Source organism: Acetobacter sacchari, assembly GCF_017377715.1.
Taxonomy (GTDB): Bacteria; Pseudomonadota; Alphaproteobacteria; order Acetobacterales; family Acetobacteraceae; genus Acetobacter; species Acetobacter sacchari.
This window is the reverse complement of sequence record NZ_JAFVMF010000002.1, coordinates 92,285-107,375: the sequence shown is the minus strand read 5'-3', so window position 1 is coordinate 107,375 and position 15,091 is coordinate 92,285. Positions and strand designations below refer to the sequence as shown.

The following is a 15,091-nucleotide window of genomic DNA, read 5'->3' as shown; positions in this document are numbered from 1 at the left end:
TATGCCTTTCATGCGAACCGATCTTTGGCGTTGTGCGGTTGTTCATGCGCCGATGGCCGATCTGGTTGCGGCGGGATCACTGGCTGGCCGGAAAATCACCTGGCTCAACGAAACGCGGTCATTCCGCTTTCTGGCGGATCCTTTTGGATACTGGCGTGACAGCGTGCTGCATGTTTTTGCCGAGGCGCTGGATTATCGTGACAAGCGCGGGCGTATAGACTGCCTGCGGTTTGACGCCGATTTCCGCCTTCTCGACCGCCAGATCGTGCTCAACGAACCGTGGCATCTGTCTTATCCAATCGTTTTCGAAGCCGACGGCGAGATTTGGATGCTGCCGGAAGCCTATCGCTCTGGCGCGTTGCGGCTGTATCGCGCGGCTCGGTTTCCGGACAAATGGGAGGTTGTCCCCGACTGGTCGTTTCCTGTGGCTGCGATCGACGCGTCCCCGGTCTGGCATGACGGACTCTGGTGGATGTTTTTCTCTCCGCCCGGCTCATCGGTTGAAAAACAGTCTTTGTTATGCGCTGCGTATGCCGAAAGATTTTCCGGTCCGTGGCGGCTTCATCCCGGAAATCCATTGCGTCGCGACCTGATGTCGGCGCGTCCCGGAGGCACGCCATTGGTCACGCCACAGGGCATCGTGCTGCCGACGCAGGACTGCACGCGAACATATGGCGGCGCCGTGTCACTGCTCGCTATCGACGAACTGACGCCTGAGCGTTTTTCAGCGTCGGTCGCAGGGCGTGTGACAATGCCGGACGCGTTCGCGCCGTGGGTGGACGGGCTGCACACGCTGTCGTCGGCGGGGCCGGTCACCCTGATCGACGCCAAAAGGGTCAGTCGTTCGCCCGCGCGCCTGCTTTTTGATGCACGTCGGTGGGCTGCTGGTCGCATTGGGCGAGTGAGTCGGTGAACCGGGCAGACCTTCCGACAGGGACCCTGTTTCGGACACTGCTCTGGAGACGTCCATAATTCCCTCGTTTGATCGACCATTTTTGGTGCGAGGAGAGGGTGGCGTGGAATTTTTTGTTGGATATCTGGGATTGATCGTGAGCGGGCCGCCGGAGACCGGCCTTGAGGCGAGTGGGGCGGGATATGCCCGGCGTCTGGTGGCCTTTGGCGCTTTGGGTGACGGTTCGCGAAGCGTTGCGACTTCCCTTTCGTATAGTTTCGGGGTCGCTGAAGCTGATTGGGGCGTTGTAACGGGCCTTGCGTTGTACCCTGACGCCCTTGCGTCATCGTCGCCTGTTGCTGTCTGGGAAACACGACCGCGGCATGTGCCGGCGGGAACGACATTTCTTGTTCCATCGGCGTCGCTGTCTCTGCTGATTCATGCGCGCGGCATATGCCCGGCGGGAGAAACGTTGGGACAGGCGTCTGACGGCGCGGCTGTCATCGCCGGGCAAACGGTGTCTATTCTCGATGGCGTTCTGGCTGCAGCGGCTGCGGAGGCGACGATGACCATGTCGCAACTGAGCAGTCTGCTTTCGCAACTTATGCGCGCGCTGCCGACGAGTGATCCTGGGGACGGCGCCTCACTGTGGAGTAACGCCAATCTTTTGGCCATTTCAGCAAAAAATTAAAATTGTTCTGTGATGTTTTTGTTGTGCGCTGAAATGAAGGCGTATGATGAAATTTCTAAATATAAAAGATAGTTTTATAAAATATTCTGAACACGCTCCCGTTTTTTCAACCGTGATTGATCCCGGGTGGTGTTCAGGGCGCTCATTGTATGAAAATGATTTCCTCCCCCGGAAATCATGTGAGAACGTCTGAATGTGACGTTCTTTCCATACGATGGCAGTAAAGTGTGGGGCATATTTGCATCATTTACTGAAAATTCATTACGGAAGGAATTTTCAGTAAATATTATCCTCTATTAAAAATACGCTGGACGCGCGCTACACGCCCATTGCGTGCCGCACGAACGCGCGTCGCAGGCGCGGCATTCTGTGCACTGCAGCGATCCCAAGATCGCGGCCCAGACGCAAGACCGGGTTGTTGTTGCTGAACAGGCGATCGAGTGCGTCTGTTGCAGCGAGCATCAGCATGTTTGCGGGCCGGCAACGCTTCTGGTACCGGGCCAGCAGCGCCGGGGAGCCCGGATCTTCGCCCTTTCGATGCGCTTCGATCAACAGTTCGGAAAGTGCGATCACGTCCCGGAAGCCAAGATTGAGGCCTTGTCCGGCGATCGGGTGAATGCCGTGCGCGGCGTCTCCCGCCAGTACAAGGCGCGTCGCCGTGTAGCGCTGCGCATATTGCGCTGCGAGCGGATACACCCAGCGCCGTCCGACCGGGGTCACGTCGCCCAGGCGGTCGCCAAGCCGACGTTTGAGTTCGCGGGTGAAGCTGGCTTCGGGGAGGGCGGAGAGACGACGGGCGGTCTCGTCCTTTTCACTCCAGACCACCGCAGAGAGATTCGGGTGTTCCGCCGTGCCGCTCATAGGCAGCTGCGCGAAGGGACCGCCGGGAAGAAAATGCTCGAGCGCGCTGTTATCGTGGGGAAGCTCATGGGCGATGGCGCAGACGATGCCGCTCTGGCCGTAGGGCAGGCGGGTGATCGGGATGCCAGCCTGTGACCGGGTGCGGCTGCCGCGCCCGTCGGCCGCGACGATCAGGCGGGCGTGGAGCACGCGTCCGTCTTTGGCGGCGACGGTCGCGCCTTCCGTCGTCCGCGTGATCGACACGTCGGCGGGGGCGAGAAGCGTGACGTTGGCGGATTCATTGAGCGTCGCGTTGAGTGCGACGCGCAGGGCGCGCGCTTCGGCCATCCAGCCAAAAGGCTGCGTCGCGTCCTCGCGCGAGAATTCGAGCGACAGCGGCGACGGAGGCTCGCCCGGGCGGCCATCGGTCACCAGAATCGATTCTATCGGGTTGGGCGTCTGCGGCAGGCGTTCCCAGACCCCGGCTTCCTCCAGAAGGCGTTTCGGCCCGGCGGCGATGGCGTAAGCCCGGCCGTCAAAATCGGGGTGCTCCATCGGCGGCAGGGGCGCGCGATCGACGATGCCAACGCTGATTCCTTCGCGCGCAAGGCGACATGCGAGGGTCGCCCCGACCGGTCCCGCGCCGATGACGCATACGTCCACATGCGCCGGACTTGTTGCGCAGGCGTAAACAGGAGAAGCTGTATCCGGGCTCGTCATGATCTTTCCTTTCCGGCGCGCGGCGTCAGGGCGTCGCGGAGGGGGGAATTATGGAGCCCGTGCTGGAAATCGGGCCTGCCATGCGCGCGGAACTCATGGCATGCTTCACGCCTTGATACTATCCCGTCGCCGGTCCCGGTTGCGGGGCGCGTCAGGTTCTTTGGTTTGAAGGTCTGGACGCACGGGGTGGAACATGAGGAGGAATCGGGGATGAAGCTCGTCACGGCTATTATCAAGCCATTCAAGCTCGACGACGTTCGCGACGCGCTTGCGCCACTGGGAATTCAGGGCCTTACCGTCTCCGAGGTAAAGGGTTTCGGCCGTCAGAAAGGCCAGACGGAGATTTACCGCGGCGCGGAATATCACGTCAGCTTTCTGCCGAAGATCAAGGTCGAGGTAGCGGTCTCTGATGCGCTGGTCGATCAGGTGGTGGAGGCGCTTCTGCAGTCCGCGCATACCGGCAAGATTGGCGACGGCAAGATTTTCGTAAGCGATCTGGCTCGGGTTATCCGTATTCGTACGCGCGAGAGCGGTGAGGACGCGCTGTAACAATCCACTTTCTGTCGTGCGGGCTACGAATGCGGTCCCCGATGGCCGGTTCGACGCCGTGCGATCTTCGCTCCTGCAAATTCGTATGAATTCATGACGACGGGGCGTTTCCGATCAAGACGATGATAAAGGTCCGCCGCGCAGTTCCGCAGGCGCCTCGGCGGCGCATTTTCGCAAAATTCGAAATCGGCAGGTCTCTGGAACCGGCGACTTGCGCATGCACGCAACTGGTGGGTCGGGTAGCGGCTGCGGCCCGCAGGCGGCGGCGATGACGTCCCGCGCGGCGCTTCCGATCTTGGGGCGCCCATGGCGCGCGCTGTTTCCCGTTCTAATGTTCGAAGCCACCGAGCGCTTCGGCTTTTATGGTTTGCAGGGCCTGCTGCTGCTATATCTGACGCGCTCGCTGAACATGCCGGAGAGCGACGCCAATCTGATCGCGGGAAGTTTCAGCGGGGTCGCGTACGCCAGTACGCTGCTGGGCGGCGCCCTCGGCGGGCGGCTGTTTGGCGCTCGTGCGGCGGCTCTGGTCGGCGCGGCCTTGCAGGGGTGCGCCCTGGCGGCCGCAAGCATGGCGACAGATAAGCGCTATTTTCTCTTCGTTCTTGCGGCCGTGGCGATGGCGAACGGGCTGACGCGGCCGAATGTGGCTACGCTTGTGCGCGCCCTTAAGTTGCCCGGAGAGCGCGCGGACGGCCTCTTCACGTTGTATGCCCTTGCGGTCAATCTTGGCGCCGCGTTGGCGTTTCTTGTCGCGCCCTGGCTCGCGCGTACGGAGGGATGGGCGGCAGCGTTCGGTCTGTGTGCGTCTTGCGTCATTGTCGGGATGGTCGTGCTGGGGATATTCGCGCCCCGAAGTGGCGCTGACCGCCAGCCTGACAGAGGTCAGCGCTGGAGAGGCGCCGTTGGGTTGGTCGTCGTCGCGGCCGCCGTCCTGTGCGTGTTTTGGCTGCTGAATGACCTGCGGCTTGGGCGGTACGCGTTTCAGGTCACTGCATGCGCGGTGCCAGTGTTTTGGGCGACGATATGGGCGCGCTGTGACGAGAGGGAGCGGAGGGGCGTCCTGATCGCGTTACTTCTGATCGCGCAGGCCATGTTCTACGCCCTGTTCGACGAGCAGACGACCTCGACTTTCATTCTGTTTGCGCTGCATGACGTCGGGAGCGATTTTCAGGTCGGGGGCGTTACGATCGCGCATTTGTCGGGCGCGCAGTTCGTTGCGGTCAACGCGGGGCTGACGATGGCGCTGGCGCCGTTGTTCGCGCGTCTGTATCAACGACTCGGCAAGATCGGTCGGGAGCCTCCGCTTCATACGAAATATCTGATCGGCTCTGCGTTCATCGTCCTGTCGTTCGGGCTGCTCTGGCTGTTGATCCGAAGTCAGGACGGGGCGCTGCTGTCTCCCTGGGGGCTGACCGCCGGTTATGCGTTGATCTCGGTCGCAGGCCTGCTGATGAACAGCCTCGGGCTTGCTGTCGTCTCTGAATATGTGCCTCTGCGTTTCAACGGGGTAGCGACGGCGCTGTTTTACATTGCGCTCGGAACGGCGATGTACACGGGCGGCGTGCTGTCCAATGCGTTCGCGTTGCACGATCTGGCCGCAGTTGCGTCGCAAGAGAGCGTAAGGGGCGTGTTCGCACGGTTGTTCCGCGATTTCACCCTTCTGGCGATCGCCGGGCTCTGCGTCCTTCTGGTCCTTCAGCCTGTGCTCAGGCGGATGCTGGGCAGTTACATACGCGGCTGAGTGTGGCTCTGTTCCGCCTTTGGCGCGGCGAGTTTTCCGACATGAAATTTTCATTTTCTCTAGAAAAAATATGAAAAGTTTTTACATTTAATAATATTTCTTCGCATAAATCGCAAAGAGACATTACGATATCAAAATATTATTTCGTGACCCGTAAATATTTCCATGTAGAAACAAATACCAGTCCATGCCACCGACGTCGGTTGGGTGATTCTGTTGTTTGTAAGCAACAGTTCGAATTCAGAATGACACGATATCGATATCTTCTCTTTTGTCGGGCGCGCTGTGTACCGTAAATCTCAACCATAACGACGCAGCGCCTAAGCCGCGCGATACTGGAGCCTCCGCCGAACATGACATCTCGACGCAGACTTTTCGCCGCCACTATTCTGGCCGTGCCGATGCTGGGAAGCACCGCGTCTGCCTTCGCCGACACGCGTCCAGCGTCGACGACCCATGCGAAAACCCACAGCAAGACGTCTGCGCACGGGGTCAAGGCGAAGGCCGCTTCGACGGCGGCAGCGAGCACGACCGCTCAGACGCGTGGCGTGACGCCGGCTGCGGCTCCGGCGAAGCGGGCGCATTTTACGAATGACGCCAACGAAGCCGTCATCGTAACCGGCACGCACAGCGCCAACCGTCACGCGCGCCAGAGCGTCAGCCCGGTGACGGTCCTGACGTCTGCGGTGCTGCAGCGCTCTGGTCAGATCAATCTCGGCGACGCCCTGACGCGTACGTATCCTCAGATCAATGTGCAGCCCATGGGCAGTGACGCTGCGGCGCTGGTGTCAGCCATCCATATGCGCGGCCTGAGTTCCAATCAGGTGCTGGTGCTGCTTGACGGGAAGCGTCGTCACACGACCGCTAACATCACGGCGGATTCAGGCCCGAACTTCGGTGCGACCGGCGTCGATCTCAGTATGCTGCCAGCCAACATGATCGATCATATCGAAGTGCTGGAAGACGGCGCGGCGGCGATGTATGGCTCGGACGCCATCGCGGGCGTGGTCAACATCATCACTAAGAAGACCGATCACGGCATCAACATGAGCGCCCAGACCGGCGCCAACGCCTATGCGGGGTCGGGCTGGCAGTATCAGCTCAACCTCGACGGCGGCATGAAGCTGGGCAAGGACGGCTATATCCATCTGTTCGGGCAGGTGTCGCACGCGGACCATTTCTACGTGAATGGCGTGCATGACCATCGATTGATCAATCAGCCGTCTTACGCGGGCGCGGCAAGCTATACTGGTCAGTCGATTCCGAGCGATTCCAACCATATCAGCAGCACGCCGGAAGAAACGCGCGAGAATTTCGGTCTGGACTGGGGCAAGCCGCTGAACGACGACGTCGAATTCTACGGCAACATCACCTACGCTCACCGCCACTCGGAAGCGTATGAGAACTATCGCGTGCCGAATGTAGGCGGCGGCGTCGCGGAGTCAGTCTATCCATACGGCTTCTCGCCTCTGGAGACGATCGAGGAGAACGACTACGCCGCGACGGTGGGCGCCAAGGGCGACAATTTCCTCGGCTTCGAGTGGGACGTTTCTTCGACGTACGGTGCCGATTACGACAAGGTCGGCAACAAGAACACGATCAATACCGGCGTTCTGGCTTCGACCTGTTCGACCGACGCGTCGAGTTCGTACTATTCCAGCGTTGGTTGCGGCACCAGCCCCACCACCGCGCGCGCCGAGAGCTACAACATGGCGCAGTGGACGAACAATCTCGATTTCCGGCGCCACTTCAATATCGGCCATGTCGTGCCCATGACGCTCGCTTTCGGCATGGAGCAGCGCATGGAATCTTACCAGATCTGGGCAGGTAACCCGTACTCCTACGTGCTTGGCGGCACGCAGGGTTATGCGGGCCTCGCGCCGCAGAACGCAGGTAAGTGGTATCGCGACATCTGGGCGTGGTACATGGACGGCGATTTCCACTTCACCAAGAAGTGGGAGATGGATTTCGCGGGCCGCTTCGAGCACTACACCGACGTCGGCGACACCGAGAACGGCAAAATTTCGACGCGCTATGATTTCACCAAGCGTATCGGCGTCCGCGCGACGATCAGCACCGGCTTCCGCGCCCCGACCCTGGCCGAAGAGCATTTCAGCGCCATGAACGTGTCGCCCACTGGCGCTTCGGGCCTGCTGGCTGCCAACTCCAGCGCTGCAAGAACGCTCGGCTCGCCTGGCCTGAAGCCTGAGCGTTCCACCAGTGAGAGCGGCGGCATCGTGCTGGAGCCGATCAATGGTCTGCATGTCGAAGCCGACGTCTATCAGATCAACATTCGTGACCGCATCGTGCAGGGCGGAACCGTCAACGGACAGACCGCCATCGACGCAATTCAGGACATGGGCTTCTCCCTGCCTGGAAACAGCTACAGCGCCAGCGGCGTCAGCGCGTATTACCTTGCGAACGGCGCCAGCACGCGTACGCAGGGTCTGGACATCAAGGCCGACTACACGTTCCATATGCAAAAGCACGGCAACCTGATGCTGAGCATGGCGCTCGACCTCAACCGCACGCGTCTGCATCACAACGGCATCGGCTCCACCGGTTCGCAGCTTCTGAACGCGCAGAACATCGGCTACATCACCACGGCTTATCCGCGCAGCAAGATCATCCTGAATGCGTTCTATACCGTTGGAAACTGGGATGTGAACGTTCGCCAGACCCGTTATGGTCAGACGACGAACATGCTGACCTATCAGGACTGGGCCTACCCGAAGACGCTCCAATACAGTGTCAATCAGTTCCAGAAGTTCGAAAACTCCCCTCACTGGCTGACGGATATCGAAGTTGGCTACCGCTTCAACAAGAACTGGCATCTGGCCGTCGGCGTGAACAATATCTTCAACGTCCGCCCGCGTCGCGTGTCGCAGATCGTCAACTACCTCGGTTCGCGCGCCTATGACACGGCGTCCATGCAGATCCCGATGACGGGTGGTTACTACTACGGCCGTGTGAACGCTTCCTTCTGAAGCGCTATTGCCCCTGCCACAGATTTGAAGCCGGTCAGCCGCAAGGTTGGCCGGTTTTTCTTTGTAGAAAGTAATGTTGGGGTTTTCCTGATTCTCCACGCCGTATGTTTCGGTGATGCGAACGGTATGTTGCTTGCCGGCAACAGTTTGGGTTCGGAATGACACGATATCGATATATTCTCTTTTGCTGGGTGCTCTCTTTACCGTAAGCCTGAGGCATCACGACGCAGCGCCAAGCTGCGCGACACTGGAGCCTCCGCCGAACATGACATCTCGACGCAGACTTTTCGCCGCCACTATCCTCGCAGTGCCGATGCTGGGAAGCACCGCGTCTGCCTTCGCCGACACGCGTCCCGCGTCGACGGCCCATGCGAAAACCCACAGCAAGACGTCTGCGCACGGGGTCAAGGCGAAGGCCGCGTCGACGGCAGCGGCGAGCACGACCGCTCAGACGCGTGGCGTGACGCCGGCTGCGGCTCCGGCGAAACGGGCGCATTTTACGAATGACGCCAACGAAGCCGTCATCGTGACTGGCACGCACAGCGCCAATCGCCATGCGCGTCAGAGCGTCAGCCCGGTGACAGTCCTGACTTCCGCTGTTCTTCAACGTTCGGGCATGATCAATCTCGGGGATGCGTTGGTGCGCACGTATCCTCAGATCAACGTGCCGACCATGGGCGCGGACGCTGCGGCGCTCGTGTCGGCGATCAACATGCGCGGCCTCAGCGCTAACGAAGTTCTGGTTCTGTTTGATGGCAAACGCCGTCACTCGACAGGCAACTTTACCGCGGATTCGGGGCCGAACTTCGGCGCGACCGGGGTCGATCTCAGCATGATTCCCGCCAACATGATCGACCACATCGAAGTGCTGGAAGACGGCGCGGCGGCGATGTACGGCTCTGACGCCATCGCGGGCGTCGTCAACATCATCACCAAGAAGACCGATCACGGCATCAACATGAGCGCCCAGACCGGCGCCAACGCCTATGCCGGGTCGGGCTGGCAGTATCAGCTCAACCTCGACGGCGGCATGAAGCTGGGCAAGGACGGCTACATCCATCTGTTCGGGCAGGTGTCGCACACGGACCATTTCTATGTGAACGGCGTGCATGACCACCGCCTGACTGGTAACCAGCCATCCTATGCAGACGCCGCCAGCTATACTGGCCAGTCGATTCCCAGCAATTCCAACCACATCATGAGCACGCCAGAAGAGACGCGCGAGAATTTTGGTCTGGACTGGGGCAAGCCGCTGAACGACGACGTCGAGTTTTACGGCAACATCACCTACGCTCACCGCCACTCGGAAGCGTATGAGAACTATCGCGTGCCGAACGTGGGCGGCGGCGTCGCGGAATCGATCTTTCCTTACGGCTTCTCGCCGCTGGAGACGATCGAAGAGAACGATTACTCGGCCACCGTCGGCGCCAAGGGCGACAATTTCCTCGGTTTCGAGTGGGACGTCTCTTCGACCTACGGTTCGGATTACGACAAGGTCGGCAACAAGAACACGGTCAACACGGGTATGTTGCAGTCGACCTGTTCTACCGACTCGAGCAGCGCTTACTACTCGAGCGCTGGCTGTGGGTACAGCCCCACCACCGCGCGGGCTGAGAGCTACGCGATGACGCAATGGACGAACAATCTGGACTTCCGCCGTCGCTTCAACATTGGTCATGTCGTGCCCATGACGCTCGCCTTCGGCATGGAGCAGCGCATGGACGCCTACCAGATATGGGCAGGCAATCCTGTTTCCTACGTGCTGGGCGGGACGCAGGGTTACGCCGGTCTCGCGCCGCAGAACTCGGGCAAGTGGTATCGCGACGTCTGGGCGTGGTACATGGACGGCGATTTCCACTTCACCAAGAAGTGGGAAATGGATTTCGCAGGCCGTTTCGAACACTACACCGACGTCGGCGACACCGAGACCGGCAAGATCTCGACGCGCTACGATTTCACCAAGCGCATCGGCGTCCGCGCGACGATCAGCACCGGCTTCCGCGCCCCGACCCTGGCCGAAGAGCACTTCAGCGCGATGAACGTCTCGCCCACTGGCGCTTCGGGCCTGCTGGCCGCAAGCTCTGCGTCAGCGAAAGCGCTTGGCTCGCCAGGCCTGAAGCCGGAGCGTTCGATCAGTGAGAGCGGCGGCATCGTCGTGGAGCCGATTACTGGCCTGCATGTCGAAGCCGACGTCTATCAGATCAACATGCGTGACCGCATCGTTCAGGGCGGAACCGTCAACGGACAGACCGCCATCGACGCGATCGAGTCCATGGGCTTCTCTCTGCCGGGCAACGCTTACAACGCCAACAGCGTCAGCGCGTATTATCTTGCGAACGGCGCCAGCACGCGCACGCAGGGTCTGGACATCAAGGCCGACTACACGTTCCATATGCAAAAGCACGGCAACCTGATGCTGAGCATGGCGCTCGACCTCAACCGCACGCGCTTGCACCACAACGGCATCGGCTCCACAGGTTCGCAGCTCCTGAACGCGCAGAACATCGGCTACATCACCACGGCTTATCCGCGCAGCAAGATCATTCTGAATGCGTTCTATACCGTTGGAAACTGGGATGTGAACGTTCGCCAGACCCGTTACGGTCAGACCACAAACCAGATGACTTACGAGGACTGGGCGCCGACCGCCCTGCAGTATTCCGTCGATCAGTTCCAGAAGTTCGAAAACTCTCCGCACTGGCTGACGGATATCGAAGTTGGCTACCGTTTCAACAAGAACTGGCATCTGGCCGTCGGCGTGAACAACATCTTCAACGTTCGTCCGCGTCGCGTGTCGCAGATCGTCAACTATCTCGGCGCCATGCCTTACGATCAGTTCTCGATGCAGATCCCGATGACGGGCGGCTACTACTATGGCCGCGTGAACGCTTCCTTCTGAAGCGCCATCGTTCCTGCCGCAGATTTGAAACCGGTCAGCCGTAAGGTGGGCCGGTTTTTTCTTGCTCGCACGATGGGCGATTTCGCAGTGTGGGAAGGCGTTCTACTTCGCGTCTTTAGATTGTCTCCTGGAATTTGTTATTGTTTTTTCGGGCATTCAGGGGTGGTAGTTTCTGGAGGTTGTGTGTTGCGGTTCATGCGTTGATTAGGGGGGCAGTTAATTCCGATGATGGCCGAGACGAGTTGCATTGGTGCCATGGATGTTGATTTCAGCTTGTCGTATCGTGTTGCAATGTCCCTGAATTGCTTCGGTCTGGCGAAGAACCGTTCGATGGTGTTTCTGTTTTTGTAAAACCGAGAAAATTGATTTTTTGTGGGCGACGCCGGTTCATTCTTGAGGGAGTAACCGGTGTGATCTCGAGCTTTTCTATGAGTGGATCAGCGTCATAAGCCTTATCGGCAATAAAGGTTGCCGGATTGACTTCATCGAGGGGAGATTCTGCTTCAGTGATGTCCGTCGTTTGTACTGGCGTCAGGAAAGCGCTACAGCCAATCTCGCAGCATCGACAATAATAGCGGGTATCTTCGTCGCCAGGGTGCCCCGGGACCGCCCGATGGTGATCTGCGCCCCTCTTTTGCGGGCGCCTGCACTGTGCTGGTGAGCGCGGACAATCGTGCTGTCGATCATCATGTAATCATTGTCGTGGTTGGCGATCAGATGCCGGAAAATCCGTTCGATCACACCGCCTTCTTACCAGCGGCGTAAGCGTCGGTGGACATTTTTCCTGTCACCAAAGCGGACCGGCAGATCGCGCAAGGGAATGCCTGCGCGGTAACGATACAGCACCGCATCGGCAAACAGATGGTGATGCGCAGCCGTCTCGCCAACATGACTTTCACGATCTGGAAGAAGATCCTTTATCCGCTCCCATTGACTGTCGCCCAGGCCGTACCAACGCATTCACAGTTCTCTCCATTCCAAAAACAGAGAGAAAACATCGCAGATTAAGTGGAATTACAAGCTTCATGGCGCGGCGTCCTAACTGACGACGCGCCCTGGACCGACCAGCTGCAGCGAGCTTTCGACAAAACCGGTCGCCTGCCGCAGGGCAAAGCCAAACAGAATTTCAGCGTCGGACGAGACTGGATCGCGACTTCACTGTCCTCTGCCGTCATCCGCGCCGGCCCGTCGGTAGGCCTTCCCAGATCATCGAAGGATCAAACCACACAGTCAGAGACCAGCGATTCTTCAGAGCCGTATTATAGGATCGCCAGTTCATCGTCCGGTAATGGGTAGGAGGTGGCTTGCTCATGCCGTCCAGCGATCAGAGCAAATTCACCCCCGAGAATCCCGTCTCCACAAATTCTGCAACAAAGGCGCATCAAATGACAGCTGCGATCAGCGCCTCATCGTGCCGGGGCTCCAGGACATAAGGCCCTGCAGCCAGAATACGCACAGATAGAATATCACCCTGCCCCGTACGCGATGCGAGTCGAATCAGGGCGTTGCCATTGGTCCATCGACGCGGAGAAGTCTCTACGACCTCCCAGCCCGAGAGATCGTCATTGAAGAGATGCTCGTCCAGAGAATACGAACTGGCGCCTGTCGATACGGAGATCTCACCGACCAGAACGCCAAGCTCACGACGGTCATCTACAAAGGGGCCGATGACGTCGGAGGGTTTGCTGGTTCGGGATACAAGACGAACAGATTTCGTGTCAGACGGGAGTTTGAACGATATCACTCCGTCCACTTCGCCGCTTTTGCGAACCATCTGACCTCTGTCGGTTACAAGATGCAGATCTGCGTCCCCTGTCAGCACTCGATCGTACCTGACCTTGTCGTGCTGGAATTTAACCGCGCGCTCCTCGATCCTTCGGAATATCGGCTCAACCACGTGACGACGAACTTCTAGCGGCGCCGCTCCATCATTCGCCCACGAGCGCGGTTTTCCGCCGAGACGGGCGACAGGGCCATGCTGGCGGAAGGTCTGGCGATTACCGGTGTCTAAATAGCTTTCCGTGGGCGCGCCGTCCGCGACAATGACAGAATGTTTTTCCGTCTCTACGTGATAATACTCATACTCTGTGATGGACCGATCATAAAAAACAGACCGGTCATTCACGAGCATGCGCGCGGGAACGAAGTTGCCGTCAAACAACAAGCCGTGTTCAGGCGTAATCAACATATCCTTGTAAGGTACTCCGTCTGCAATCGCATTTCGGAGAATACGTATCGGATAACCGGCCTGATCTACGGGACGTCCGACTTCGGCTATGACCTTCTTTGAACCCACCCAGACGACAGAGCGCAGGTCCTCGACGCCGCCCAACAGCGTTACGATCTCATCACCTATCTTAAGGTCCTCTACCGGGAGATCGCCCTTCGGCGTTCGGATCATTGATCCAGCTAAAAAACAGGTTTCATAAATCAGATTGCCAGATGAGTCGGATACGAGTGAGTAGCCGACGCTTTGCACGCCGTTGATATACAGCGTGATGGTCTTGCCGGACGTTGTGGTCAGAACCACATGATTTGCGTCGCTGTATGACACGGCTGTTATGTCGGACGCCTTGACGCCCGCAACGACGATCCCGTCGGATGCACCAGAGCCCTGTCCGTCAAACCCCTGAATTTGGGTCGTCGCTGCGCCGCCGTTTGCAAGCCCGTTTATGGTGAGGCCGACATTTGTGCTGCCCGCGAGGTTAATGACGCCACCAGCGCTGGCTGTAATGCTTGCCGTCGCCCCGTTAGCCAATGTTGTTGTTCCAGAAAGCGTTCCCGCTGAGGTCACGTTCAGCACACCGCCAGACTGGATCGTATTGCCGGAGGCGTACCCGGAAGTGACGTTCTCGGTGACCCCGCTTGCAACAGTCGTTCCTACAGACGCCCCTCCAACGATATTCAAAGTCGCGCCGGCCATCAGCGTGTTACTGACCGAGGCTCCCGAATAAACGTTTTCAGTCGCACCGGACATCACCGATACATTCGTAAGCGTACCACCGCTGACCTGAAGCGTGGAGGCGCCCTGAAAGACAGTGTTGCTCATGGAGGCGCCGTTGTAGATTACCCCAGCGCCACCCGCGCTCACAACTGTGCCTGAGTCTACACCTGCTCCCCTTAGGACGAGACTGCCGCCGCTGCCGATATGGCTACTGATCGAGGCGCCGCTGCTGACGGTAACATTCGCGCCCACGCCAGATGCGACCGAGCCCGACGCTACGCCGCCTGAGCGGACATCAACGCCTGCGCCACTCCCAACGAGCTGTGCGGAAATGGCTGTGCCGCCATAAACCTGCAACACCGGATTCGCGCCAGAGACATAAGCACTGATCGCTGTCCCGCCCGCCTCGACCCGCAATATGGGAATCCCTGTGTCGCCGACCACGCTTACTGCGGCGGCTGTACCGCCCGACCGGACATCAAGGAGCGCTCCTTGGCCACTAACAACCCCACTGGAAACTATCCCGCCGTTTGCGACATAAACATTCGCCCCGCTCTGAACCGAAATTGCGGAGACGACGGCTGCACCAGTTACGCTGAGCACACCCCCTGACAGCACAGTAACGCCAGAGCTGTTGCCTGAACTCAGGGTGACGTTCTGCCCTGATGAGACAGTCCCCCCGCTCGTTACGGAGAGGCGCGATATCGCATCCATGTGTGTGTTGGATCCTGCCAGATGATGGATTTTTCACTTAACCCAGTTCCAAAAGAAACGTCCACCTATGTTGTCACATTAACTCTGACGGTTAAGTGAGGGGGTGGTAGTTTT

The 15,091-nt window shown here is 59.1% G+C and carries 8 protein-coding genes and 2 pseudogenes; 6 read left to right on the top strand and 4 right to left on the bottom strand.

The features are described 5' to 3' along the window. Position 1: 1 nt before the first annotated feature. Positions 2 to 913 (top strand): glucosamine inositolphosphorylceramide transferase family protein, encoded by a 912-nt coding sequence (locus J2D73_RS02125; RefSeq protein ID WP_207878959.1) that lies wholly within the window; start codon positions 2 to 4, stop codon positions 911 to 913. A gap of 103 nt (positions 914 to 1,016) precedes the next feature. Next, positions 1,017 to 1,583 (top strand): hypothetical protein, encoded by a 567-nt coding sequence (locus J2D73_RS02120; protein ID WP_207878958.1) that lies wholly within the window; start codon positions 1,017 to 1,019, stop codon positions 1,581 to 1,583. A 318-nt stretch (positions 1,584 to 1,901) separates the two neighbouring features. Here the strand turns inward: J2D73_RS02120 and J2D73_RS02115 are convergent, their stop codons facing one another. Further along, the gene (locus tag J2D73_RS02115) at positions 1,902 to 3,143 is read right to left on the bottom strand and encodes a UbiH/UbiF/VisC/COQ6 family ubiquinone biosynthesis hydroxylase (protein WP_207878957.1); all 1,242 of its coding nucleotides are present in this window, start codon (positions 3,141 to 3,143) and stop codon (positions 1,902 to 1,904) included. Between the two features lie 210 nt (positions 3,144 to 3,353). On the opposite strand from J2D73_RS02115, the gene J2D73_RS02110 reads away from it, so the two are divergent. The 4 genes from J2D73_RS02110 (at position 3,354) to J2D73_RS02095 (ending at position 11,319) form a co-directional block, all read left to right on the top strand. Beyond that, the gene (locus J2D73_RS02110; RefSeq protein ID WP_026397452.1) at positions 3,354 to 3,692 is read left to right on the top strand and encodes a P-II family nitrogen regulator; all 339 of its coding nucleotides are present in this window, start codon (positions 3,354 to 3,356) and stop codon (positions 3,690 to 3,692) included. A gap of 217 nt (positions 3,693 to 3,909) precedes the next feature. Continuing rightward, entirely contained in the window at positions 3,910 to 5,433 is a 1,524-nt protein-coding gene (locus tag J2D73_RS02105) for an oligopeptide:H+ symporter (RefSeq protein ID WP_207878956.1), read from the top strand. A gap of 353 nt (positions 5,434 to 5,786) precedes the next feature. Then, positions 5,787 to 8,420 carry a TonB-dependent receptor plug domain-containing protein gene (locus J2D73_RS02100; protein WP_207878955.1) on the top strand — a complete coding sequence of 878 codons (2,634 nt, stop codon included), beginning with the start codon at positions 5,787 to 5,789 and terminating at the stop codon, positions 8,418 to 8,420. 265 nt (positions 8,421 to 8,685) lie between these two features. Beyond that, the gene (locus tag J2D73_RS02095) at positions 8,686 to 11,319 is read left to right on the top strand and encodes a TonB-dependent receptor plug domain-containing protein (protein ID WP_207878954.1); all 2,634 of its coding nucleotides are present in this window, start codon (positions 8,686 to 8,688) and stop codon (positions 11,317 to 11,319) included. 215 nt (positions 11,320 to 11,534) lie between these two features. Here J2D73_RS02095 and J2D73_RS02090 read toward each other — a convergent pair. The 3 genes and pseudogenes from J2D73_RS02090 to J2D73_RS02085 all read right to left on the bottom strand — a co-directional run. Then, positions 11,535 to 12,279 (bottom strand): annotated as a pseudogene (locus J2D73_RS02090) (IS5 family transposase); the annotation flags it as partial. Between the two features lie 99 nt (positions 12,280 to 12,378). Beyond that, a pseudogene (locus J2D73_RS20630) lies at positions 12,379 to 12,631 on the bottom strand (transposase); the annotation flags it as partial. Between the two features lie 69 nt (positions 12,632 to 12,700). Next, complete coding sequence (locus J2D73_RS02085) at positions 12,701 to 14,977, bottom strand: Hint domain-containing protein (protein ID WP_207878952.1); 2,277 nt, start codon at positions 14,975 to 14,977, stop codon at positions 12,701 to 12,703. Positions 14,978 to 15,091: the final 114 nt, after the last annotated feature.

Coding starts and splice junctions, on each gene's coding strand:
- J2D73_RS02125 (WP_207878959.1), top strand. CDS start 2: ATGCCTTTCATGCGAACCGATCTTTGGCGTTGTGCGGTTGTTCATGCG.
- J2D73_RS02115 (WP_207878957.1), bottom strand. CDS start 3,143: ATGACGAGCCCGGATACAGCTTCTCCTGTTTACGCCTGCGCAACAAGT.
- J2D73_RS02110 (WP_026397452.1), top strand. CDS start 3,354: ATGAAGCTCGTCACGGCTATTATCAAGCCATTCAAGCTCGACGACGTT.
- J2D73_RS02105 (WP_207878956.1), top strand. CDS start 3,910: ATGCACGCAACTGGTGGGTCGGGTAGCGGCTGCGGCCCGCAGGCGGCG.
- J2D73_RS02100 (WP_207878955.1), top strand. CDS start 5,787: ATGACATCTCGACGCAGACTTTTCGCCGCCACTATTCTGGCCGTGCCG.
- J2D73_RS02095 (WP_207878954.1), top strand. CDS start 8,686: ATGACATCTCGACGCAGACTTTTCGCCGCCACTATCCTCGCAGTGCCG.
- J2D73_RS02085 (WP_207878952.1), bottom strand. CDS start 14,977: ATGGATGCGATATCGCGCCTCTCCGTAACGAGCGGGGGGACTGTCTCA.